We start from the raw sequence: 24,275 nt of genomic DNA on the forward strand, positions 1-24,275 counted from the left end.
ACGACATGGACATGAAAACAAGCTGCCGCCACAAGGTGGCCATCATCGGGTCCGGCAATATCGGCACCGACCTGATGATCAAGGTGATGCGCCACGGCCGGAGCCTGGAGATGGGCGCCATGGTGGGTATCGATGCCGCGTCGGACGGGCTGGCCCGCGCCGCGCGCCTGGGCGTGCCGACCACGGCCGCGGGCATCGACGGGCTGGTCGGCATGCCGGGCTTCGGCGATATCCACATCGCCTTCGATGCCACCTCGGCCGGTGCCCATGCGCACCACAACCGCGTGCTGCAGCAGCACGGCGTGCGCGTGATCGACCTGACGCCGGCGTCGATCGGCCCGTACGTGGTGCCCGTGGTCAACCTGGACCAGCACCTGGACGCCCCCAACATCAATATGGTCACCTGCGGCGGCCAGGCCACCATCCCCATGGTGGCGGCGGTGTCGCGCGTGGCCAGAGTGCACTACGCCGAGATCGTGGCGTCGATCTCGAGCAGGTCGGCCGGGCCGGGCACGCGCGCCAATATCGACGAGTTCACCGAGACCACCAGCCAGGCGCTGTGCTCGGTGGGCGGTGCCGCGCGCGGCAAGGCCATCATCGTGCTCAACCCGGCGGAACCGCCGCTGATGATGCGCGACACGGTCTTCACCTTGTCGGAGGACGGCGATGAAGCGGAAATTGCGGCGAGCGTCGAAGCGATGGCGCAGGCAGTGCAGGGCTACGTACCGGGTTACCGGCTCAAGCAGCGCGTGCAGTTCGAGCGTATCGCCGCGTCGGCGCCATTGAATATCCCTGGCCTGGGACCGATGAGCGGGCTCAAGACCTCGATCTTCCTGGAAGTGGAGGGCGCCGCCCACTACCTGCCGGCCTATGCCGGCAACCTCGACATCATGACCAGCGCCGCGCTGGCATGCGCCGAGCGCCTGGCCGAGACCCGGCTGTCCGCATGAGCCGCAGGGAGACAAAGATGACCGCACAACCCACCAAGAAGCTCTACATCTCGGACGTGACGCTGCGCGACGGCAGCCACGCCATCCGCCACCAGTACAGCCTGGCCCACGTGCGCCGCATCGCGGCCGCGCTCGACGCCGCGCGCGTGGATTCGATCGAGGTCGCGCACGGCGACGGGCTGTCGGGCTCCAGCTTCAACTATGGCTTTGGCGCCCATACCGACCTGGAATGGATCGCCGCCGTGGCCGAGACCGTGCGCCATGCGCGCGTGGCCACGCTGCTGCTGCCGGGGGTGGGCACCGTGCACGACCTGCGCGCCGCCTACGACGCCGGCGCGCGCGTGGTGCGCGTGGCCACGCACTGCACCGAAGCCGATGTCTCGCGCCAGCACATCGAATATGCGCGCGAACTCGGCATGGACACCGTTGGCTTCCTGATGATGAGCCACATGACCACGCCCGCGGCGCTGGCGCAGCAGGCGAAGCTGATGGAAAGCTACGGCGCCCAATGCGTGTATGTGGTCGATTCCGGCGGTGCGCTGGGCATGCAGGACGTGCGCGAGCGCTTCCGCGCCTTCAAGGACGTGCTCAGGCCGGAAACCCAGACCGGCATGCACGCCCATCACAACCTGAGCCTGGGCGTGGCCAACTCCATCGTCGCGGTGGAAGAGGGCTGCGACCGCATCGACGCGAGCCTGGCCGGCATGGGCGCCGGCGCTGGCAACGCCCCGCTGGAAGTCTTCATCGCCGCCGCCGAGCGCCTGGGCTGGCAGCATGGCTGCGACCTCTACACGCTGATGGATGCCGCCGACGACATCGTGCGCCCGCTGCAGGACCGCCCGGTGCGCGTCGACCGCGAGACCCTGGCGCTGGGCTACGCCGGGGTCTATTCCAGCTTCCTGCGCCATGCCGAGGCCGCCGCGGCGCGCTACGGCCTGGGCACGGTCGACATCCTGGTCGAGCTGGGCCGGCGGCGCATGGTGGGCGGGCAGGAAGACATGATCGTGGATGTGGCGCTGGACTTGCTGGCGCGGCGCAGTGCGCAGGCGGGGCAGGGCGTGTCGTCGGCGGCGGTGGCCTGACCGTCGGCAGGGGCGGTCGGGGCGACGCCGGCGCGGCCCTTGCCGCAACGATCGCCAGCATCGGGCGCTCACGCTCCATGGCCAGGGCCGGCTGCGCGGCAACCTGCGCGTCAGTCGGTCCCCATTCCTCCACGTGCGCAAGTCATGTTGCACCCCCATGAAGGAGGTCGATTTCAGCCTTCAACGCCAGGAACGTCCCGTTCGGCTGGCAAAACACCAGCGCGTCGACGCAGCCTTCTGCCGGCGCACGAAACTCCACGCGCCAGCCGGGCAACTCCACGATCTCGAAGGTCCGTCCCTCGGACGGCAGCAGGTGGTAGCGGGGTTGCCCGGTAATGGTCATGTGCAGGTGCCCGGCCGCATCCAGTGCGACCTCGATGCGCTGCACGCTGTGCCGGTACTCGCCGACGCAGCGTGCGCGGAAGGCGGCCGTGGTTGCGTCGCCGCTTGCCATGCGGTGGAAGACAATATCGTCGACCAGCGGCTCCAGCGGTGCCGCAATGCGGTCAATGGTGCCTTCCCGGTTGTAGAGGAAGGTGAGGGCCAGGTTGTCGGGATAGATCTCGGCGGGCTTTTCGGCGGTGCTGAACACATCGTAGTGGCGATGGGCGAGCTGGCCGGCCATGCCGCGCCAGCGCCAGGAGAGCGTATCGCCAGCCACACCGATGGTGACCTGCCCGTACGCGGGGTGCGAGTAGTCGCCCGCGTAATCTTGCAGCGGATGGCTGGGGCTGGTGCCGGTATGCTGCCGCGCTTGCCGTGCCGCCTGGTTGATCTGCAGCTGCGCGAGCATTTCGTGGCGCCGGGCCTGCATGCGGGTGAACCAGTCGATGGGCGGGTGCCCGCACAACTGGTCCAGGGCCGCATACGTCAGCAGCGCGGTCACCGCGCTGGGTGCCCGGTTGGTCAGCACCGCAATGCCGATGCGCCTGGATGGCATCAGCGTCATCAGCGTCGCCCAGCCCAGCCAGCTGCCGGAGTGCGAGACCGTGCGCTCGCCGCGGTATTGCTCGACCGTGAGGCCAAGGCCGTAATGCTGATCGCCGACTTCCGCGAACTCCGACATGCCGATATGCACGCCTGGCGTCATCATGTCGCGCACGATCGCCGGCGATAGCAGCGCTCGCCCGCCAACCCTGCCTTCATCCAGCAGGCAGCGCATCCATTTCGTCAGGTCCTCCACCGAGGTGGCGAGGCCACCGGCCGGTTTCACAATGGAGGACCAGTTTGCACGCAAGCACTCGCTTGCAACCATCGTATGCGGGTGCGCGTGGTCGGGAGCTGCGGCCAGGGCCTCGGCGGAGAAACCGAAGCGTGAGAAGCCGAGCGGGCGCAGCAGGCGTTCCTCGGTGAAGTCCTCCCAGCGCTGGCCGCTGAGGCGCTCGGCCACATGGCCGGCGATCACGTAGCCAAGATTCTGGTACTGCCAGCGTTCGCGCAGGTCACGGCTGGGCGCCAGGTGGCACAGCCGTGCCAGCAGCTCGCTGGTATCAAGGTCACCCGGTGTATGGAGCCAGTCGTGGCGCGGCATGCCGCTGTGGTGGCAGAGCAGGTCGCGAAGCGTGATGCGCTCGGTGGCGACGGCATCGTGCAGCCGGAATCCCGGGATCAGGTCGCGCACGGGCGTGGCCCAGTCGAGCCTGCGCTCGTCCACCAGCAGGCCCAGGCCGGCGGCGGTGAAGGACTTGGTGATCGAGCACAGCATGAACTGCGTGGCCGTTGTCACCGGTGCTGGTCCGGCGCTGTCGCGGACGCCGTAGCCCCGCATCAGGACAGGCTCGCCGTCGCGGATCACGGCCAGCGCAAGCCCGGGGATCTTCCAATCGGCCATCGACTTTTCAACCAGTGCATCGAATCCGTTCAGCATGGGGCGTTCCTGGGGACACGGGCTCCGTATGCTGCCATGTCCTGGCGACGCAGTCGCCGCCTGGCCGAAGTGACTGTGCCTTGTTCGCGACATCCCAGCGTTGTCATTGGCTCACTTGTGATTGTTGATGCACTCTATGCGACCATTCCTCCTGCTGGCGACTCCATGCCCCTCTCTGGTAGGGATCAGTTTGGCCCGTCGCGTCCGTTAGCCAGCGCAACAAAGAGCACGGATACGCCGGAAAGTGGCCAGGGCAAAGTACCCCCGGCCAGATCGCGGACGCCGGGCCGACCAGCAGGAACGGGCGCGCAGTGGCATGCCGCCGTGGGGCATGCAAGATGGATCCATAACGAACGAAGCGCATACGTCTTATTGGACGGTGAGGGGAGCGATCATGAATTTCAGGAGTCTGTCTATCCGCACGCGGCTGCTGGCCGGGTTCGGCACGCTGGCGGGCATGGTGCTGGTGGTGTCGGCGTATTCGCTGCATGCGCTCGGCGATGCGACCGCAGGTTTCAATGACTATTTGAACGGGCTGAATGCCCGCGCTGACATGGCCGCGCAGGTGCGCAGCGCGGTGGACCGGCGTGCCATCGCGGCGCGCAACCTGGTGCTGGTGACCGACGCGGGCGAGCTGGAGCGCGAGAAGGCCGAGGCCCTGCGCGCGCACCAGGACGTGCAGACCCGGCTGGCGCGGCTGACCGAGATGGTGCGCCAGTCCGGCATCAGCGACGACGCGCGCAAGCTGGTGGAGGATGTGGTGAAGGTCGAGGCCCAGTACGGCCCGGTCGCCACGGGCATCGTCGGCCTGGCGGTGGAGCGCAAGATCGAGGAAGCCGTGTCCCGTATCGACAAGCAATGCCGCCCGTTGCTGGCGGCGCTGATCAAGGCGACCGACGCCTACGCCGAGTTCACCCTGGCGCGCCAGAAGGAGATGGAGCGCAGGCTGGAGGCGGATTATGAGCGCCAGCGCAACCTGCTGATCCTGATTTCCATGGTATCGGCGGCCATCGCCGTCGTTGGCGGCTTGCTGATTACGCGTGCCATCACGCGGCCGATCCAGCGCGCCGTGGACGTGGCCGGCGCCGTGGCCAGCGGCGACCTGGGCGCGCGCATCGAGGTCGATCGCGATGACGAGACCGGTCGCCTGCTTGCCGCGCTGCGCGACATGAACGAGCGCCTTACCGCCACCGTTACCCAGGTGCGCGCAGGCAGCGGCAATATTGCCGTGAGCACCAGCGAGATCGCGCGCGGCAACGCTGACCTGAGCAGCCGCACCGAGGAACAGGCGGCGTCGCTGGAAGAAACCGCGGCCAGCATGGAAGAGCTGACCGAGACCGTGCGCCAGAATACCGACAACGCCCGCCAGGCCAGCGAGCTGGCGCGCAGCGCGGCCGACGTGGCGCAGCGCGGCAGCGCCACGGTGCAGCGCGTGGTCGGCACGATGCAGGACATCAGTGCCAGTTCGTCAAAGATTGCCGAGATCACCGGCATCATCGAAGGCATTGCCTTCCAGACCAACATCCTGGCGCTGAACGCGGCGGTTGAGGCTGCGCGTGCAGGCGAGCAGGGCCGCGGCTTTGCCGTGGTGGCCAGCGAGGTGCGCGGCCTGGCGCAGCGCTCATCGAGCGCGGCCAAGGAGATCAAGGACCTGATCGAGGCGTCGGGACGCCAGGTGCACGACGGTGCGTCGCTGGCGGCAGAGGCCGGCCAGACCATGGCCGAGGTGACCCAGGCGGTGGCGCGCGTGACCGGCATCGTGGAAGAGATTGCCACGGCGTCGGCCGAACAGACCCGCGGCATCGAGCAGGTCAACCAGGCCATCGTGCAGATCGACCAGGTGACGCAGCAGAACGCGTCGCTGGTGAGTGAAGCTGCCAATGCGTCGCGCGCGCTGGAAGAGCAGGGCCGCGAACTCACTGAGGTGGTGGCGTTCTTCCGCCTGCCGGGCGAAGGCGGCGCCTCGCACCGGGGTGCCGATACGCTGGCCACGCAGCGGCGCGCGGCGCACAGGCTGGCTGCGGCATAGCGCCACGCCGGGGCGGCGTGGCTGCAAGGTGGCCCCGGGGCGGGTAAACTGGCCGGTCCCAGCCTCCTTGCCACCGCCATGACCGCCCTGCCTATCTCCTTCGACGACGTCGCTGCCGCCCACGAACGCATTCGCGCGGCGGCCCACCGCACCCCGGTGCTGACTTCCGCCACCGCTGACGCGGCCACCGGCGCGCAGCTGTTCTTCAAGGCCGAGAACTTCCAGCGCATCGGCGCCTTCAAGTTCCGCGGCGCCTACAACGCCATCGCCCAGTTCACGCCGCAGCAGAAGGCGGGTGGCGTGCTGGCGTTCTCTTCGGGCAACCATGCGCAGGCGATCGCGCTGTCGGCCCGGCTGCTGGGCGTGCAGGCGGTGATCGTGATGCCGCAGGACGCCCCCGCGATCAAGATCGAGGCCACGCGCGGCTACGGCGCCGAAGTGGTGCTGTACGACCGCTACCAGGACGATCGCGAGGCGCTGGGCCGGCGCATCGCCGCCGAGCGCGGCATGACGCTGATCCCGCCGTATGACCATCCGCACGTGATGGCGGGGCAGGGCACGGCCGCCAAGGAGCTGTTCGAGGAAACCGGCCCGCTGGACATGCTGGTGGTGTGCCTGGGCGGCGGCGGGCTGCTGTCTGGCTGCGCGGTGGCGGCGCAGGCGATGTCGCCCGGCTGCGCCGTGTACGGCGTCGAACCCGAGGCCGGCAACGACGGCCAGCGCAGCCTGCGCAGCGGCGAGATCGTCCGCATCGACACTCCGCGCACCATCGCCGATGGCGCGCAGACGCCGTTCCTGGGCAACCACACCTTTGCCGTGATCCGCGAACTGGTGACGGACATCGTCACGGTGTCGGATGCGGAACTGGTCGATACCATGAAGTTCTTCGCCGGGCGCATGAAGATCGTGGCTGAGCCCACCGGCTGCCTGGCCGCCGCCGCGGTGCTGCACGGCAAGCTGGATGTGAAGGGCAAGCGCGTGGGGGTCATCATCTCGGGCGGCAATGTCGACCTGGGCGCCTTCGGCAGCTTCCTGTTGGCTTGAGTCGGGCGGCAGGGAATCCTGGACTGGCCCTGGCCGTCTAACCTGCAATCCGCGACGACAAAGCCAGGGGCGGCCATGACGGACAAGCGCCACTATGACGTGCTGGACACCGGCGCCGGCAAGCCGGTCAAGCTGTGGACGCGCGGCGTCCCGGTGGAAGGCGCTGCCCGCGAGCAACTGCTGAACACGGCGCGGATGCCGTTCATCTTCCGCCATCTTGCGGTGATGCCGGATGTACATCTGGGCAAGGGCTCGACCATCGGCTCGGTGATCCCGACCGTGGGCGCGGTGATTCCCGCCGCGGTGGGCGTGGACATCGGCTGCGGCATGATGGCCGTGAAGACCTCGCTCACCGCCGCTGACCTGCCCGACAACCTCGGGCCACTGCGCAGCGCGATCGAGCACGCCGTTCCGCACGGGCGCACCGCGCAAGGCGGGCGGCGCGACCAGGGGGCCTGGGGCTCGGCGCCGGCGCCCGTTGACGCGGCATGGGCCGAAATGGCGCCGGGCTTTCAGCGCATCACCGACAAGTATCCGCACCTGGCGCGCACCAACCATCGCAATCACCTGGGCACGCTCGGCACCGGCAACCACTTTATCGAGGTGTGCCTGGACGAGGCCCAGTCAGTCTGGTTCATGCTGCACAGCGGCTCGCGCGGCGTCGGCAATGCTATCGGCACGACCTTCATTTCGCTGGCGCAGCAGGACATGCGCAAGCACCTCGCCAACCTGCCGGACCGCGACCTGGCCTACCTGGTCGAAGGCTCCACGCACTACGAGGACTACATCTTCGCCGTGTCATGGGCCCAGGCCTACGCGCGCCGCAACCGCGAGCTGATGATGGAGGCGGTGCTGGCCGCGGCGCAGCGCGTGCTGCGCAGGCCGTTCCAGGCGCGGCTGGAGGCGGTCAACTGCCACCACAACTACGTGCAGAAGGAACACCACTTTGGCGCCGACGTGCTGGTCACGCGCAAGGGCGCGGTCAGTGCGCGCGTGGGCGAGCTGGGCATCATCCCGGGATCGATGGGCGCGCGCTCCTTCATCGTGCGCGGCAAGGGCAACCCGGAATCGTTCTGCTCATGCAGCCACGGCGCGGGGCGCACCATGAGCCGCAGCGAGGCCAAGCGCCGCTTCACCGTGGCCGACCAGGTGCATGCGACCGAGGGGGTCGAATGCCGCAAGGACGCCGCGGTGATCGACGAGATCCCGATGGCGTACAAGGACATCGACGCGGTGATGGCGGCGCAGGCTGACCTGGTGGAGATCGTGCACACATTGCGGCAGGTGGTGTGCGTGAAAGGCTGAACGGCTGTTGCCCCCCGCCGTGAGCGGCCTCTGGCAAGCCGGCGCTGCGGCGCCGGGGCTGATCCACCACTCCGACCGCGGCCGCCAAGCCTTCCAGGCCAAGCTTGCTGGCTATGGCATGGTCTGCTCGGTGAGTCGCAAAGCGAATTGTTGGGACAATGCCCCCAGCGAAAGCTTCTTCAATAGCTTGAAGAACGAGCGCGTGCACGGCCAGCGCTGCCGCCATGGCACATGTGGGTGATTCTTAGTTCTCTTTACGACAGAGTGTACGGATTTTCATCGTTGTAAGGGGCTCGCCCGGACGGGGAACTTATAGCGAGTTGTGCTTGTGGTTCAGCCGAATGGCTGATCCGCTGCCCCGGGCTTGCTGGAGCGTTTCCTGATCGAATCCAGACATACATGAGAAAAATATGTCGCGTTAGTGAAGAATTGCGCGTAGATAGCTATGGCCCCGGCATCTGGGCGAAGCACCAACGTGCGGACCGCCTGGCATTAACTTGCTACTGGACTTTCGCGCGGACATACCTTGCTGACCGTGCGTCGATGGCGGCGTCGATGCGGCACCGAAGAAATGCTTATATGTGGTGCCGCACATAAATACTCTCTGACGCTGCCAGCACCGCCGATAATTCTTGAAACAAGAGAAGACGCCAGAACATCCATTTGTCCGGACCTGACCCACAAGGCTGAGATGCTGGGCTATCACCCGCAAGTCATTCTGGCCGGTGGTTGCATCAATGATGGCATGGCGGTGTGTGTGGCACAGCAGACGGTAAAGAAGATCATTCAGTCTGGAAACGCGGTGAAGCGTGCGAAGGTGATCGTCCTAGGACTGACCTTTAAGGAGAATTGTGCGTATTTGCACAATAGCTCTTGGCGACGTTGCATATGGTAAGTCACCGAGATATCGGAACTTCCGTCCTGGTGATATACGCGATAGTCAGGCCGATATTGTGAAAGCCAGAAATCTAATTGGTTACGATCCGAAATATCGTGTCAGAACAGGCATTGAGCAGGCGATGCCATGGTATCTGATGAGATTGCGAGGCTCGATCTCAGGTTGAAATCGGTAGATCATGCGGCTATCCCATATTTCGTGGAATCTAGCTGGATTGGCGCTCCCATTACTCGTCGCCGCTGTCACGGTCCCGCAACTCATACAGAAACTCGGGAACGAACGGTTTGGGTTGCTGGCGCTGGCATGGGGATTGATCGGCTATGCGGGTGCGCTAGATCTCGGGATCGGTCGTGCACTGACGCAGTTGGTATCCAGTCTACGGGGCGCAGACGATCTAGCGGATATCCCGGACGTGCTGGCGACAGCGCGGCGGATTACTCTTGTGACAGGGCTGGTCGGTGGTAGTTTCGTCGCGGCGACCGCGTTGCTGGGTGGATACGCTTGGATCGATGCGCATGGTACCCCCCCTCTTGAGATCCGCTCGGCCATGATATTGCTAGCGATTGCGTTACCGGCACAGGCGATGAGTGCCACCTATCGCGGCATGAACGAAGCCTTTCTGAACTTCAAAGGCATTAGTTTATTGCGCGCGGGACTCGGCGTAATCAATTTTGGTGGGCCGTATCTGGTGACCCTCTACACCAATCAACTTCCGTGGCTGATTGCAACGTTAGTAGTCAGTAGGGTTCTTGCCTTGTTCGCATTTGATCACTTAGCTGCCCGATGCATGCGGATTGGTGGGGTTGGATATAAGGGCGTCTATTCTTCGAAGATCGCGCGATCACTGTTCGCTTTCGGCGGATGGGTGACGGTCAGTAGCATAGTAAGCCCGATCTTAGTCCAAGCGGATCGTTTTGTTATCGCCTCGGTCATCTCTGCTGCAGCGGTGACTGTCTATGTTTTGCCGTACGAGATGGTGACGCAGAGCTTGATATTGGTGAGCTCAGTATCGTCCGTAATGTTCCCAACCTTGAGCCAGTTGATGCGTGAACGTCCTGGCGAGTGGCGCGCCTATTTTCGTCGCTGGTTATACATCATGATTGGATTAATGGCGGTGGTGAGCATATTAATGGCTTTGCTTCTGCCGGAGGTACTCTTATGGTGGATAAAGGATCATCTAAATTCCGAGTCAATTGTAATCGGTCAAGTGCTGTGTCTCGGAGTCTTTGCCAATGCGATCGGCTCCATGTTTTACGCGTTGATTCAGGCGGACGGGCGAGCCAATTTGACCGCAACATTGCACGTGATTGAATTGCCGTTTTTTGTTGTTGCGCTATATTTTCTCCTGAATAACTATGGTATTCATGGTGCGGCTTGGGCCTGGGTGGGTCGCATGATTTTCGACGCCAGCGCGTTAGCATACTATTCCAGGAGGCGGAATGTTTGAGATATTGTTGCTCATTACGTTGGCGGGGCTGCTGACAGCGAGTCGGCGGCAATTGGGATTCGGGAATCCATTTCAGATTTACTTCTTCGTTTGGTTCTTTTTGCTATTTGGATATTATTTGTCTCGGGATACTTTTATCTCGGTTTCGGTAGAATTTATCCTTATTATTTTGACGGCAAAGCTTCTTGCGTTGTTTATTATGATCTCATGCTGTCTCCGACTTCGGGTGGGGGGCGCAGAAGTTTGGCGGCACGGGGTCATTGCGAGAAAGAGTAGATTTATTGACCTGGCGCAGTTAGTGGCGATCATTGCGCTCCCGTTCGTCTACGGGCGAGCTACGGAAATTGCGGATGGTGAGAGCATTTTTACTGTGTTGGGTTATATAAAACTCCGTGCGGCGATAACGGAGGATGGAGAGGGTTATGGGATATTGGCATACTTGTGGGTACTTTCTTTTGTGACTACCTCCGTGTCGATATTTCTTTACCGCCAATCAAATTTGGGAGGTGGTCGCCTGTGGCTTTCCGTCGCGGTGAGTCTATGTTACTGCTATCTCAGCACTGGTCGGACATACATCTTGTTCTTTTTGTGTCTGGCTCTTGTTCCGTTGATGAATGTTGGTGCAATTCGTATGCGTGGGTTACTCATCGCGCTGGTTATCTTTGCGGCTTTATCGATATTTGTAGCGGCGATGACTGCGAAGGGGATTTCCGCGGATGAGGGTATTGCGGAGAATATTGAGTCTTTTCTCGAAAGCCTGAGAGGCTATGTAGTTGGTCCGTTTCTTGCATTTTCCCGACTTGTGGAATGGAATCCGGATTTAAGTTGGGGGGAGAATACGTTTCGCTTGTTTGTGTCCCTTCAATATGCCCTGGGTATTTCAGATAAGGCCCCGGTATCTTTGGTCAAAGGATATGCGTTCGTACCGGATCCAACCAATGTGTATACGGTATACGAGGTTTATTTTCGAGACTTTTCGTACATCGGAGTGCTAATTCCGCCGGTGTTTTTGATGGTGCACTATTGGTTGTATAGGAGAGCGCGTTCGAGCGGTGGAGTCTGGATCTTTTATTATTCGGCTTCGGTGTACCCGTTGGTGATGCAGTTCTTCCAGGATCAGTATTTTTCGTTGCTATCAACCTGGATTCAGGTCTGGTTTTGGTATTGGCTGTTTATGACACCGTACCGATTCAGATGGCAAAAGGGAGGGCTCGGTCATGCTTGATATTGTTTTGGTTAATTGGAATAGCCGAGGGCAACTCTCGGATGCAATCACAAGCATTGTGCAGCATCACGGCGGATTGGTTAAATCGGTAATTATTGTCGATAATGCCTCAAGTGACGATTCTCTGTCGTTGGCAAAGGTGGTGGCGTCTAATTCACCATTTGATGTAAAGGTAATAGTTAATGCCTGGAATCGCGGCTTTGGCGCGGCCTGCAACCAAGGCGCGGCGCTTGCTGAGGGAGAGTTTGTGCTCTTCTTGAATCCGGATGCGAGAATATTTTCCGAGTCGTTGCTCAGACCCTTGACTTACCTTAAGGAACCTGGGGCGGCGGACGTGGGGATTGTCGGTGTTTCACTTGTGGATGAGAAGAATCAGGTGGCTCGCAGTTGCTCGCGTTTTCCGACGGTGGCATCTTTTTTTGTCAACGCTACCGGACTTAATCGCCTTCCAGGCCTGCAGCGATGGACGCAAGCCATGGTGGAATGGCCTCACGATTCGAATAGGCAAGTAGACCAGGTGATAGGAGCTTTCTTTTTAATGCGTCGTGACCTATTTATGGCACTGCACGGATTTGACGAACGATTCTTTGTTTACTTTGAAGAGGTTGATTTATCGCTACGTGCTCGTCAAGCCGGATTCCGGAGCATGTATATAGCTGACGTCCAGGCGTATCACGCTGGCGGCGGCACCTCGCAACAGGTAAAGGGGCATCGGTTGTTTTACTCTTTGCGTAGCCGCTTACTTTACGGGTTCAAACATTTTAAGCGGATACCTGCGTGGACGTTGGTTTTTGTAACTCTTTGCTTGGAGCCGTTAAGTCGCATAGGTTTTTCGCTAATCGCCGGTAGAATTGATGATGCTCGCAATACGTTGATGGCCTATCGTATGCTGATTGCTGATCTCGGCGATATATTGATGAGGGCGAGCCGGCCGTGAAAGTACTTGTGCGCTCTCGCTATGAGCCAACGGGGGAGGCGCTTGTATCAATTCCTGTCTGCGCATCAAGCGAAAGACGTGGAACCCGTCATCGCTCCATTAGTGTGCGATGAAAAGCTGACGGAAGAATACCGCTCTGGTGGATACCGGGTAGCTAGCTTGATCGATGCGAGAGTGGAGTTGCCAGGATATGAGTAATAGGCGGAGGATTCTTTTCGGAGGACTTGCAACGAGCATCGGTGTTTCGCTGCTCCGGTGGCAAACAAGTCTCGCAGGCACTGAGGAGCGCTCTCCGTCGCATCGTCCGGGGGATGAACCGACAAGCGTAAGAAAGTTTGGTGCGCGGGGAGATGGTGTTGCCGATGACACTGCTGCCGTCGCGGCTGCCGTGGCGGGGATTAGGGATGGCGGCATGTTAGTGTTTCCGGCCGGCGGTCGCTACAGGCTGACGGAGGTGGACCTTACTGGAAAGGCGGTCACGCTCATTGCGTACGGGGCCGAAATCATATGTGCCATGGAAGGCAAGGGAGCTATCAGGAAAAGCGATCACGGAAAGAAGCTGACAATCTGCGGTGGCAGATTCACTGGACGGGGTATCGGCGTCAGGTGGGTGACCGGCACCAGCACTACTCAATACGATGATTTCTTGCTGGTCGGCGTCAAATTCATGAATGCCGACTACGGCGTGTATCTCGATGGGGTGCGCGAGGGGGCGCTAGTTGGATGTTCCTTTGACGGTACGTTTGGTAACAAGGGGGTCTATCGTGTCAGGACAGTCAATACGCAGCTTATAGGCTGTAATTGGAAGAATACGGCGTACATGGTTAATGATGACGGTGACTACAGCCCTTATTCTGCTGGTCTGGTTATCAATGGCGGTGTCGCCATCGGCTGTGCAACTGGCATCTATTCGCAGGGAACTGATTTGGTAACAATCACTGGGGGAGTGGTTATTGACTATTGTGATGCCCCCGTTGTGCTACGTGGGGTTGACTGCGTCGAGATCAACGGTGGGTGCTACCTATCAAGTCGCGCGCTTCGCGGGGGGGGATCTAATCCCGCGTTGGATGTCAATTTGGCTGACAACGGCGACCCCACGAGAAATCTCAAGATTGGCTTTATTTCAGCACTGAACCATTCGAACGGTGCCGGAGCTGATTGCATCAGGCTGCGGGGCGTGGCCTCGGGATTCTTGGTGCACTGTACGATTTCATTCTTTAGACGGTTTGGGATCGATTTCGCTGGCTGCACACGCTTCCAGGTTAACGAGAACACGCTGGCTCGAGGGGCGGGCTCGCCTGCCACGATGGCAATCATTGAGTCGGCGGATGGTGACAGTAGCAACGGCGTGAGTCGAAATGATACTGGGGGGCTGCGGATATCTACGCTATTCGCCAGGGTTGAAGCCAACCTAGGGTTCGCTACCGAGGGATGTGGCGAGGCAATGGCAGCTGCAGATGCATCTGCCATGGCGGTGAAGCATGGTTTGAGCTATACCCCGTCTAAGAGCGAAATTGTATTGACAGCGACCAACCGAGAGGCAGCGAATGCCAGGCCGTATATCGCGGCCGTATCACCTACTACATTCACGATCGGTTTTGCATCTGCTACGACGTCAAGTGCGAGCGTCGCTTGGCATGTAAAGAGAAAAACGTTCTGACGGGGCGCTGGGTACCCAGCGCGGCCGTGATTCACTTGGGATCGTGAGGGAGCGGTTCCGCCCAGCAGCGGCCCGCGGGCCGCTGCGAAGGGGTGAGGGGGCGAGCGTTGCCAGGAAGCGCTTGCGGCATCCGTGGATTCCGCCTTAAAATAGAAATAATTCTCATTTGCATAGTGCGCGCATCGTTGGGTGCGGAAATGAACGAGGGTTTCGCAGGTGGGCGCCGCCGACATTCCGGGCAATCAGCAGGTTCATGTTCTCTATTGCGACCACCACCGGTGGTTGCAGGGGTGGCTGCGCCGTCAGCTTGGCAATGCCTGCGACGCTGCTGATCTCGCCCAGGACGTATTCCTGCGCCTCTTGCGGCGTGAACCCTGCGATATCCGCGAGCCGCGCACCTACCTGAGCACCATCGCGCGTGGTCTGGTCATCGAGCACTGGCGCCGCCGCGAACTGGAACTGGCGTGGCTGGAGACGCTGGCCCAGCTGCCCGAACCACAAGCGCCGTCGCCTGAGAGCCGGCTCCAGTTTCTCGAGACGCTGATCGCGATCGACCGCATCCTCGATGCCTTGAAGCCGCGGGTGCGCACCGCATTCCTGTGGGCGCAGCTCGAAGGGCTGAGTTGCCGCCAGATTGGCGAGCGTCTGGGGGTATCGCTGGCCACGGCGGAACGTTACGTGGCCACGGCGCTGCGGCATTGCTACACGCTGCGCTTTGGCGAGTAGGCGCCGGTGACCGATCCAGGCAGGCCCGCGCAGCCGCGGCCTGAGCTCTCTGTTCCGTCCGATGTCGTCGACCAGGCCATCCGCTGGATGGTCAAGCTCGACTTTGGCGAGGGCGATGCCGTTGCGCACAAGGGTTTTGCACAATGGCTGGCCGCCAGTCCGCTGCATGGCGTGGCCTGGCAACGCGTGCAGGGTCTGAAGGACGATTTCAGCCGGATGCCGCCGGCCCTGGCGCTCGATACGCTGAAGACCGTGGGCAAGCGTCGTGGCACGCGCGGCATCCGGCGGCGCCAGGCTATCAAGATCCTTGCGCTGGCTGGTGTTTCGGTACTGGCTGCCGGCGCAGCGCGCGAGCTGGCCCCGTGGCAGCGCCTGCTGGCCGATGCCAGCACCGCCACCGGCGAGCAGCGCACGGTGCGGTTCGACGACGGCAGCACGATCGTGCTGAATACCGACACCGCGATCAGCACCCGCTTCGACGCCACGCGACGCGTCGTGACGTTGCGGCGTGGAGAGATCCTGGTTGCCACCGGCCACGATACGCCCGTTGCAATGCGGCCGTTCTGGGTAGAGACGCCATTTGGCGGACTACGCGCCCTGGGCACGCGCTTTGTGGTGCGGCTGGAGGACGGGCACGCGCGCGTCAGCGTGCTCGAAGGGGCGGTCGCCCTGCATCCCGCCAACGGCCGGGCCGCCGATCACAACGCAAAGGTGGCGCGAGCCGGCACGAACTGGTGGCTCGCAGCCGACGGCAGCGCACCAGCACCGGCCCGGCCGTTCACGGACGACGGCTGGGCCGAAGGCGTGATCGCCGGCAACGACATGCGGCTTGCGGACCTGCTGGCCGAGCTGTCGCGCTACCGGAGCGGGCGCATCGTCTGCGACCCGTCCGTGGCGGACCTGCGCGTGTCCGGCGCATACCAGGTGCGAGACACCGATCGGGCACTGGCATTCCTTGCGCAGGCGCAGCCCATCAGCATTCGCTACCGCACGCGCTTCTGGGTCAGCGTGGGGCCGCGCTGAACCACGATGCCGGGCGGGCGAGAAATATTTTCAGGAAAAGTGAGGGGATTCCGGTTCTCGACCGGCCAACAGCATAGGAAACCAAAACCTGTCGCTGCCGGAGAGAATGATGTCTGTATCTTGTTTTACCCACGCCCGCCCTGCAAAGTCGCCTCGCATGGCCTGCACGCCGCAACCCCGGCCGCTGGCCATCGCGCTGCACCGTGCCTGCGTCTGCCTGACCTTGGGGGCCGCCGTGGCACCGTTTGAAGCCCTGGCGCAGGCCGCCGATCCACAAACGCTGCCGGCCGTGACCGTCAGCGCCAGCGCCGATGGCGCCGGCGACCTGCCCGCGGCGTACGCGGGCGGACAGGTCGCGCGCGGCGGCCGGCTCGGGCTGCTTGGCAACAAGGGGGTGATGGACACCCCGTTCGCGACGACCAGCTACACCGCACAACGCTTGGAGGACCAGCAAGCCGTGACGCTGGCGGAAGTGCTGGGGAGCGACCCGTCCACGCGCTTCACCGGCCAGATCGGCGGCGTGACCGATTCGTTCTACATCCGCGGCTTCCCGATCAACGAGGGCAACCTGTCCGAGGTGGCCTTCGACGGCGTCTACGGGGTCTCGCCCAACTATCACCTGTTCACCGAATACCTGGAGCGGGTCGAGGTGCTCAAGGGCCCGGCCGCCTTACTGTATGGCATGTCGCCCAACAGCGGCGTGGGCGGCGTGGTCAACGTGGTGCCCAAGCGCGCGCTGGCCACGGACCTGACGCGCTTTACGCTGGACTATGCTTCCGACGCGCAGGTGGGCGGCGCCGTCGACCTGAGCCGCCGCTTCGGCGAGAAGCGCGAATGGGGGGTGCGCTTCAACGGGCTGCACCGCCAGGGCCCGACCCCGCTGGACCACCAGAAGTCGCGCGCCGAGGTGGCCGCATTGTCGCTGGACTATCAGGGCGAGCGCCTGCGCGCCTCGCTCGACGTGATCGAGCAGTACCAGTGGGTCGATGCTCCCACGCGTCCGTTCCTTGTCGCCCCGGGCGTGGAGGTGCCAGCGGCACCTGACGGCCGGCGCAATGTCTCGCAGCCATGGGGCTGGTGGAAGTCCAACGACCTCTCGACGCTGCTGCGCGCCGAGTACGACCTGACTGACAACGTCACCATCTTTGCCGATGCCGGCGGCACCCGCTCGGACGTGGCGCGCTTCTCCGACCAGACCCCCACCATCCTGAACGCCGGCGGCGACACCTCGGCCGTGCCGCAGAACTGGAAGTTCCGGATCAATCGCTCCTTGTTCGATACCGGTGTGCGGGCCAGATTCGGGACCGGCTCAGTCAGGCATGCACTGGCGCTGCAGGCCAACCTCTACACGGACAGGATCGCGAGTGCCAGCAGAGCGGGCACGGCGGTGCGGTCCAATATCTATGACCCGGTCGCCAGCCCCGAGCAGAGCGTGGCAGCACCCGCCTCCGTGCCCAAGGTGTCGGACTCCACGCTGTCCGGCGTGGCGCTGGCCGACACGCTGAGCGCATTCGACGAGCGCCTGCAGCTGACGCTGGGCCTGCGCTACCAGCAGGTAAAGTCCGGCAACTACAGCAGCAGCGGCGCCAAGACCGCTTCGTATGACGAGAGCGCGGTCACGCCGCTGGCCGGCATCGTGTACAAGCCCTGGCAGCATGTGTCCCTGTACGCCAACTACGTGGAAGGCCTGAGCAAGGGCGATATCGCGCCCGCCACCGCGTCGAACGCGGGCCAGGTGTTCGCACCGTACAAGACCAAGCAGCAGGAGGTGGGCGTGAAGCTCGATGCCGGCAAGGTCATGGCCACGCTGGCGGTGTTCCGCATGAGCAAGCCCAGCGGCCAGCTGTTCGGCACGGTCTATGCGATCGACAGCGAGCAGCGCAACCAGGGCATCGAGCTCACGCTGTCCGGGGAAGCCTGGAAGGGTGTGCGCCTGCTCGGCGGCGTGACCCTGCTGGACGGCGAGCTGACCAAGACCAACAGCGCCGCGACCCTCGGCAACCGCCCGGTGGGCGTGCCCAAGGTGATGGCCAACGCGGGCGCCGAGTGGGACCTGCCGTGGGTACAGGGCCTGACGCTGACCGGCGCGGTGAACTACACCGGCAATGCTTACGTCAACCAGGCCAATACCCAGCACGTGCCGTCGTGGACCACGGTGGACCTGGGCGCGCGCTACCGCACCAAGGTCAGCGGTCATGCCACCACCTTCCGCGCGGCGCTGATCAACGCCTTCGATCGCAAGTACTGGTCGGGCGTGGCATCGTACGGGACCATTTCGCAGGGTGTCCCGCGCACCTTCATGGCGTCCGTGGCCGTGGACTTCTGAGCGGAGCGGCGTGAGGAAGCGGCAGTCGCAACGATCCCCGGGCGCGGTGTGGCGCACGCGGAGCGCTTCGGCCGCCGCGGGGGCGTGGCTCGCTGTCCTGACGCTGGGGACCGCCGCGCTGCCGGCGCTGGGGCAAGACAAGGGCAGTGCCGTCGCCATGCGCGCCTTCGCCATCGCGCCCGGCCCGCTCACGGTCACGCTGAACCGCTTTGCCAGCGCCGCAGGCATCAATCTGTCCTACGATGCCGCGCAGCTGGCCGGGCTGCGCAGCGAGGGGTTGCATGGCAGCTATGCCGTTCCCGAGGGCTTTCACGTGCTGCTGGCCGGCACCGGGCTGGAGGCTGTGCCGATGGACGGCGGCGGCTACGCCGTGCGCCGCGCCGCGGTGCAAGGTGAACGCGCGCCCGCAACGCTGCCCGAGGTGCGCGTCGTCGGCACGCATGACAGCGAACCGCCGTTGCTGGCCGGTGGACAGGTCACACAAGGCGTGCGCCTGGGTTTGCTCGGCAACACCGACAACATGGATGCACCGTTCAATGCCGTGGGCTACAGCGCCGGCTTCATCGAAAACCAGCAGGCACGCACCGTTGGCGACGTGCTGGCCAACGATGCATCGGTGCGCTATGTCAGCCAGCCCGGCGGCATCCTGGATGCGTTCAGCATCCGCGGGTTTCCGGTGGGCAACGGCAACTTCGGCGAGATCGCGTTCGATGGCATCTATGGCGTGGCGTCCAACTATCGCGTTTCCACCAGCTATGTCGAGCGCGTGGAACTGATCAAGGGCCCCACGGCGGTGCTCAACGGCATGGCGCCCAGCGGCAGCGTGGGCGGCGGCATCAACATCGTGCCCAAGCGCGCGGGTGCCGTCGACGTGACGCGCTTCACGGCCGACTACGCGGCGGCGTCGCAGTTCGGGGGCAGCGTGGATATCAGCCGCCGCCTGGGCAGTGCCAGCCAGTTCGGCATTCGCTTCAATGGCAGCTACCTGGGTGGCGGTACCGCGCTCGACAACCAGTCGCGCCGCGCCACCTCGGGCGCGCTGGCGCTGGACTACCAGGGCGAGCGCTTGCGCACCACGCTGGATCTGATCGGCCAGCGCGAACGGATTTCCGCGCCGTCGCGGTTGCTGCATATCGTGCCAGGCATCGCCGTGCCCGACGCGCCGGATGGCCGCCGCAATATCTCGCAGCCGTGGGAGCAATCCCATATCCGCGACGGCTCGCAGCTGCTGCGCGCGGAATACGACCTTGCCGACGGCGTGACCTGGTTTGCCGATGCCGGTGGCGGGCAGACGCACGTGGCGCGGCTGTTTGTCATCACGCCAACCATCATCGATGCCGCGGGCGATGTGGCGGTAGCCGACTCCAACTATCGCTTCCAGGTGGCGCGTGTCAGCGCCGACACCGGCGTGCGCGCGCGTTTCCAGACCGGCCCCGTGAGTCACCAGCTCAGCGTCGTGGCCAGTGGCTACCACGACAAGCTCGGGCGCGCGTACAACACTGCCAGCACGACCGCGCTGACCAACCTCTACGCGCCCGCGACGCTGCCGTTCCAGGATGTGCCGGCGCCGTCTGGCGTGCCGACGGTATCGAAGACACGGCTCACCGGCGTGGCATTGGCCGATACGCTCTCGGTCCTTGACCGCCGCCTGCAACTGACGCTTGGCCTGCGCCGCCAGCGTGTGCAGTCGGACAACTTCAACGCGGACGGAGGACTGGCCTCGCGCTACGACCAGGGCGCGTGGACGACGCTGGCGGGGTTGGTGGTCAGGCCCTGGCAGCAGGTATCGTTCTACGCCAATCGTATCGAGGGGCTCAGCAAGGGCGAAATCGCGCCGGGTAGTGCCAGCAATGCCGGTGAAGTGTTCGCCCCGTACAAGTCGCGCCAGTACGAGGTAGGGGTAAAGCTGGAACAAGGCGGCATGCGCGCCACCATCAGCGCATTCCAGATCAGCAAGCCCGGCGGGGAGCTTGCTGGCTCGTGGTTCGCCGTCAACGGCGAGCAGCGTAGCCGGGGTCTCGAGTTCGGGCTGTACGGCGAGCTCGCCAGCAACGTGCGCTTGCTGGCGAGCGCTGCACTGCTTGACGCAACCATCACCCGCGACGCGGACGCCGGCACGGTGGGCAGGTCCGTCATCGGCGCCCCGTCGCTGCAGGTGAACCTTGGCGCCGAATGGGATGCCGCCTGGCTTCCCGGCCTGACACTGAGCGGCGCGCTTGCCTACACCGGGCGCCAGTATGTTGACCAGGCCAATACCCAGAGCTTGCCAGCCTGGACGCGCGTGGACCTGGGTGCGCGCTACCGGACCAGGATGGCCGGGAAAGACGCGATTCTTCGCCTCTATCTGCGCAATGTGTTCGACCGCCGTTATTGGGCGGCGGTGGACAGCTATGGCGGCCTGGCCATTGGCGAGCCGCGCACGTTGATGATGTCGGCGACGGTCGGCTTCTGATCCGGCCTGGAGGCGGCCCGGCGCCACCGGATCGTCGCGGCCATCCCGCAGGCACGAACACGCTCTCACGGGGGCTGGCTTGCGCCCGCGTGGCAACGATGTACTACGGGAAGTCGGGGGGATCCGCCTGCTGTGGCCTGGCCGGTGCCCCAGCCGGGTCAGTCGACGAGCAGATTGATCTTCGTCGTGAATTTCTGCCAGCGATCGATGTCGGAACTCACCAGCTTCTGGAATTCAGCGGGCGTGCTTGTCGTCGTGGCAAAGCCGAGTTGCGTCAGCGATGCCTTGACCTCGGGCTTGGCGATGGCCCTGGCGATTTCCGTGTTGAGCCTTTGCACGATCTCGGGCGGCGTATTTGCCGGGGCGAGGATGCCGAACCATTGGTCGACGTCATAGCCGGCCACGCCAAGCTCGCTCACGGTGGGTACGTCGGGCAGGAACGGCGAGCGTGCCTTCGACGTGACGGCCAGCGCGCGCAGCTTGTTGCTTTTCAGGTAGGGGATGGTGTTGGTCAGCGTGTTGACGCTGACATCGGCCTGGTTGCCGAGTACGTCGGCGATGGCGGGGGCGCAACCCTTGTATGGCACGTGCAGCATGTCCATCCTTGCCGAAACCTTGAGCAGTTCGCCTGCCAGATGCTGCGGGGTGCCGTTGCCGCACGACGCATAGCTGGGGGGGGAGGCGCTCTTGCCTGCCGCCAGCAGGTCGCTGAAAGTGCGGAGTTTCGAGTGCGATGGCACGGCGATCACCGATGGCACCGAAGCGAAGGTGATGACGGCGCTGAAATCGGACTTGGGATTGAACTGCAGCTTCTTGAAGACACTCGGGTTGATGGCAAAGCTGCTGTTGACGATGAGCAGCGTATAGCCGTCGGCGGGACTCTTGGCGACGAACTCGGCGCCAATATTGCCGCTGGCGCCGGGCCGGTTGTCGATCACCACCGGCTGCCCCAGCGACTTGCTGATGTCGGCCCCGATCAGGCGCGCGAGAGAATCGGTCCCCCCTCCGGCCGGGAACGTCACCACCATGCGGATCGGCTTTTGCGGGAAGGTACTGGCGATATTGGCTTCGGCGCGCCCGGGCAGGGTGCCCAGGCTGCCTGCGACAAACAGGAGCGATGCCAGACTGCTGACGACGGATAGGGGTCTCATTGATATGCCTCGTCGGTTAGGGTGAAGGAAGCGGGAAAGCCGGTCAATCGGGGTCTATACGCACCGCCTGGCAGCACTCGCCGCCGGCGCGCACCAGTGCCGCAGCCGCCTCTAGCGCTTCAGCGAAGCCGGCGTGAATACGGTAGAGCGGTTGCCCTGGCGCCACCCTTGCACCGATCGCGCACAGCATGTCGACCCCGGCACCGCCATCGCGCGGCGCGCCGGCGGCGCGCGCCACGCCGGAAATCTGCAGGCCATCGACGCCCGTGACCCGGCCCTGCGTGGCGGCGGGAACGACCAGCGTATGCGTACCCGGCGCCACTGGATCGCAGCGAACGCCCTGCGCGGCGGCGATGCGCTCGAACGCGGCCCTGGCCTTGCCTTCATGCAGCAGCGCCGCCGCAATTTGCATGCCGTGTTCGGGGGAGCCCACGCGGGGATCGAATGCGATGATTTCGCCGGCAAAGCGCAGGGCCTTGTCACGCAGGTCGGCGGGCGCATCGGGAGCGTTGTCGAGCACGAGTCGGACGTCGCGCACTTCCAGTGCGGGGCCGATGCCGCGCCCGATCGGGCGGCTGCCGTCCGTGACCAGTGCGCGTACGTGCAGGCCCAGTCCCTTGCCGACGTGTTCGAACAGCGCGCCCAGCGCCTCGGCGTCGGCGCGCGTTGCCAGCTTGGTTTGCGGCCCGTAGGGCAGGTCGACGATGACATGGGTGGCGCCGGCGGTGTACTTCTTCGACAGGATCGACGCCACCGACCAGCGCCGCGAATCCAGCCGCAGCGGCCGCGTGATGGCGTTCATCACATCGTCGACCACGGAATGGTTCAGCCGTCCGTTCCAGGCGATGCAGGCGCGCGCCTGGGCCACGCAGCGGCGCACGTCCTCGTGCGCCAGGTCGACCCGTGCGATGGTCTCCATGGCATCGGCGGTGCCGGCGGCAGAGGTGATCGCGCGCGACGATGTCTTGGGCATCGCCAGCCCGTAGGCCGCGACAATCGGCACCACGATCAGCGTGATGCGGCTGCCGGGAACGCCGCCCATCGAATGCTTGTCGACGACTACCGGTTCGTCCCAGTCGATGCGGGGTGTGAAGGTGGTACGCGCGCGCGCCAGTGCCACCACTTCCTCGTCCGTGAGCGTGCGGGTTGCGGCAACGAGGAACTCGGTCAGCTCGGCCTCGGTGTAGCGCCCGGCGATGGCGTCCTGCAGCACGGCGACGTAGGCAGCTTCGTCGAGCGGCTCGCCGCGCAGCTTGGCCATCAGGTTGGTGCGGCTGGCCGGCCGTTCGGCGGCGGATGCCCTGGTGCCGTTGCGCAAGGCTTCGACAAAGCGTGCCGTGCCTGCTTCCAGCGTGCTGTCGTTCGACACCGTGATACACGGAACGTGTGGCGGCACCGGAGCTCCCGCGCGTGCCACGCGGCTGGCAACCTGGTCGCCCGATTCCCGCCCGCGCGCGGCAATGCGCCGGGCAAGCACGTCATGCGGTGCCGTCACCACGACCACTACGAAGCGGGGCAAGCGCGCCGCGAGTTCCGCGATGACGCCGCGCGAGCCATTGGCCACGACGTTGCGGCCGCGTTCGAGCTCGCACATCAGGGACCTGGGCAATCCGTAGCGCAGGTCGTGCGCGTCCCAGGTCACCAGGAACTCTCCGCTTCGCTGGCGCCGCGCGAACTCGGTCTCCGTGACACCTTCGTGCGCTTCGCCAGCAGACCCGTCGGGACGCGTGATGACGCGCCGCGCAAAAACGTAGTCGCCGTCGAGCGCGGCACGTGCACCGTCGATCAGGGAGTCCTTGCCAGCGCCACTGGGCCCCACAACAAAGAAGAATGTGCCGGTCGCCTTCATGAGCATTACCTTAGATGTCGAAGTTATGTGGCTATGCTAGCACCGGCCAGGGGGGTGTCAAGATAAGTTCGATGTCTAAGGTAATGCAAGCAATGGGCCAGCGCCCGCAAATCCAGTGTGTACGCGGGATTCGCGGGCTTATAGGGGAAAACACGGGGAGCAGGGTGCGCGGTGACGGTGCCCCGTGCATGGGTTGAGGGCATCGTGCACTGATGGAGTGAACGCTACATGGAGAGGCCTTGCCGACGAAGCGGTGGTGTCGGCGTGCGGGCGCCGGAGGCGCTATCATGTGCGCTGTCGCTGG

General features: G+C 64.0%; 16 protein-coding genes and 3 pseudogenes. 15 read left to right on the plus strand and 4 right to left on the minus strand.

Translation table 11 applies throughout. The features are described 5' to 3' along the window. The first annotated feature begins 5 nt into the window (after window positions 1-5). Entirely contained in the window at window positions 6-950 is a 945-nt protein-coding gene (locus AC3WLF_RS25565; protein WP_492320676.1) for an acetaldehyde dehydrogenase (acetylating), read from the plus strand. A gap of 17 nt (window positions 951-967) precedes the next feature. Beyond that, window positions 968-2,032 (plus strand): 4-hydroxy-2-oxovalerate aldolase, encoded by a 1,065-nt coding sequence (gene dmpG / locus AC3WLF_RS25570; RefSeq protein WP_492320677.1) that lies wholly within the window; start codon window positions 968-970, stop codon window positions 2,030-2,032. Between the two features lie 37 nt (window positions 2,033-2,069). Here the strand turns inward: dmpG and AC3WLF_RS25575 are convergent. Both AC3WLF_RS25575 and AC3WLF_RS25580 read right to left on the minus strand, forming a co-directional pair. Beyond that, window positions 2,070-2,168 (minus strand): annotated as a pseudogene (locus tag AC3WLF_RS25575) (SAM-dependent methyltransferase); the annotation flags it as partial. A gap of 6 nt (window positions 2,169-2,174) precedes the next feature. After that, on the minus strand, window positions 2,175-3,899 hold the full coding sequence (locus tag AC3WLF_RS25580; protein ID WP_492358997.1) for a serine hydrolase: 1,725 nt from the start codon (window positions 3,897-3,899) through the stop codon (window positions 2,175-2,177). 394 nt (window positions 3,900-4,293) lie between these two features. Between AC3WLF_RS25580 and AC3WLF_RS25585 the strand changes: the two genes are divergently transcribed. From AC3WLF_RS25585 to AC3WLF_RS25645, 13 genes and pseudogenes are all read left to right on the plus strand, one after another. Continuing rightward, window positions 4,294-5,928 carry a methyl-accepting chemotaxis protein gene (locus AC3WLF_RS25585; RefSeq protein WP_492320679.1) on the plus strand — a complete coding sequence of 545 codons (1,635 nt, stop codon included), beginning with the start codon at window positions 4,294-4,296 and terminating at the stop codon, window positions 5,926-5,928. Between the two features lie 78 nt (window positions 5,929-6,006). After that, entirely contained in the window at window positions 6,007-6,972 is a 966-nt protein-coding gene (locus AC3WLF_RS25590) for a threo-3-hydroxy-L-aspartate ammonia-lyase (protein ID WP_492320680.1), read from the plus strand. Window positions 6,973-7,047: 75 nt separating this feature from the next. Then, window positions 7,048-8,277: an RtcB family protein gene (locus AC3WLF_RS25595; RefSeq protein ID WP_492320681.1), complete on the plus strand. Its 1,230-nt coding sequence runs from the start codon at window positions 7,048-7,050 to the stop codon at window positions 8,275-8,277. Window positions 8,278-8,323: 46 nt separating this feature from the next. Further along, a pseudogene (locus AC3WLF_RS25600) lies at window positions 8,324-8,500 on the plus strand (IS3 family transposase); the annotation flags it as partial. Between the two features lie 450 nt (window positions 8,501-8,950). Further along, window positions 8,951-9,148 (plus strand): annotated as a pseudogene (locus AC3WLF_RS25605) (nucleotide sugar dehydrogenase); the annotation flags it as partial. 205 nt (window positions 9,149-9,353) lie between these two features. Then, window positions 9,354-10,622, plus strand: coding sequence for a flippase (locus AC3WLF_RS25610; protein WP_492352019.1), 1,269 nt, complete (start codon window positions 9,354-9,356; stop codon window positions 10,620-10,622). Beyond that, on the plus strand, window positions 10,615-11,847 hold the full coding sequence (locus tag AC3WLF_RS25615; RefSeq protein WP_492320683.1) for an O-antigen polymerase: 1,233 nt from the start codon (window positions 10,615-10,617) through the stop codon (window positions 11,845-11,847). The genes AC3WLF_RS25610 and AC3WLF_RS25615 overlap by 8 nt, the downstream gene beginning before the upstream one ends. Beyond that, window positions 11,840-12,784, plus strand: coding sequence for a glycosyltransferase family 2 protein (locus tag AC3WLF_RS25620; RefSeq protein WP_492358998.1), 945 nt, complete (start codon window positions 11,840-11,842; stop codon window positions 12,782-12,784). The genes AC3WLF_RS25615 and AC3WLF_RS25620 overlap by 8 nt, the downstream gene beginning before the upstream one ends. 412 nt (window positions 12,785-13,196) lie before the next feature. Next, on the plus strand, window positions 13,197-14,444 hold the full coding sequence (locus AC3WLF_RS25625) for a hypothetical protein (protein WP_492358999.1): 1,248 nt from the start codon (window positions 13,197-13,199) through the stop codon (window positions 14,442-14,444). Between the two features lie 216 nt (window positions 14,445-14,660). Further along, window positions 14,661-15,170, plus strand: coding sequence for a sigma-70 family RNA polymerase sigma factor (locus AC3WLF_RS25630; protein WP_058698492.1), 510 nt, complete (start codon window positions 14,661-14,663; stop codon window positions 15,168-15,170). Between the two features lie 6 nt (window positions 15,171-15,176). Then, window positions 15,177-16,193, plus strand: a complete 1,017-nt coding sequence (locus AC3WLF_RS25635) for a FecR domain-containing protein (RefSeq protein ID WP_492356975.1) — start codon at window positions 15,177-15,179, stop codon at window positions 16,191-16,193. A 157-nt stretch (window positions 16,194-16,350) separates the two neighbouring features. Then, window positions 16,351-18,519: a TonB-dependent receptor gene (locus tag AC3WLF_RS25640; protein ID WP_492359000.1), complete on the plus strand. Its 2,169-nt coding sequence runs from the start codon at window positions 16,351-16,353 to the stop codon at window positions 18,517-18,519. A gap of 10 nt (window positions 18,520-18,529) precedes the next feature. Next, a complete protein-coding gene (locus tag AC3WLF_RS25645; RefSeq protein WP_492320688.1) occupies window positions 18,530-20,971 on the plus strand; it encodes a TonB-dependent siderophore receptor in 2,442 nt (813 codons plus the stop codon). Window positions 20,972-21,129: 158 nt separating this feature from the next. Here AC3WLF_RS25645 and AC3WLF_RS25650 read toward each other — a convergent pair whose 3' ends face one another. Next, on the minus strand, window positions 21,130-22,122 hold the full coding sequence (locus AC3WLF_RS25650; protein ID WP_492352024.1) for a tripartite tricarboxylate transporter substrate binding protein: 993 nt from the start codon (window positions 22,120-22,122) through the stop codon (window positions 21,130-21,132). Window positions 22,123-22,165: 43 nt separating this feature from the next. Continuing rightward, window positions 22,166-23,971 (minus strand): phosphonate metabolism protein/1,5-bisphosphokinase (PRPP-forming) PhnN, encoded by a 1,806-nt coding sequence (gene phnN / locus AC3WLF_RS25655; protein ID WP_492359001.1) that lies wholly within the window; start codon window positions 23,969-23,971, stop codon window positions 22,166-22,168. Window positions 23,972-24,275 lie beyond the last annotated feature (304 nt).

Source organism: Cupriavidus sp. FW306-01-F10A, from assembly GCF_058782785.1.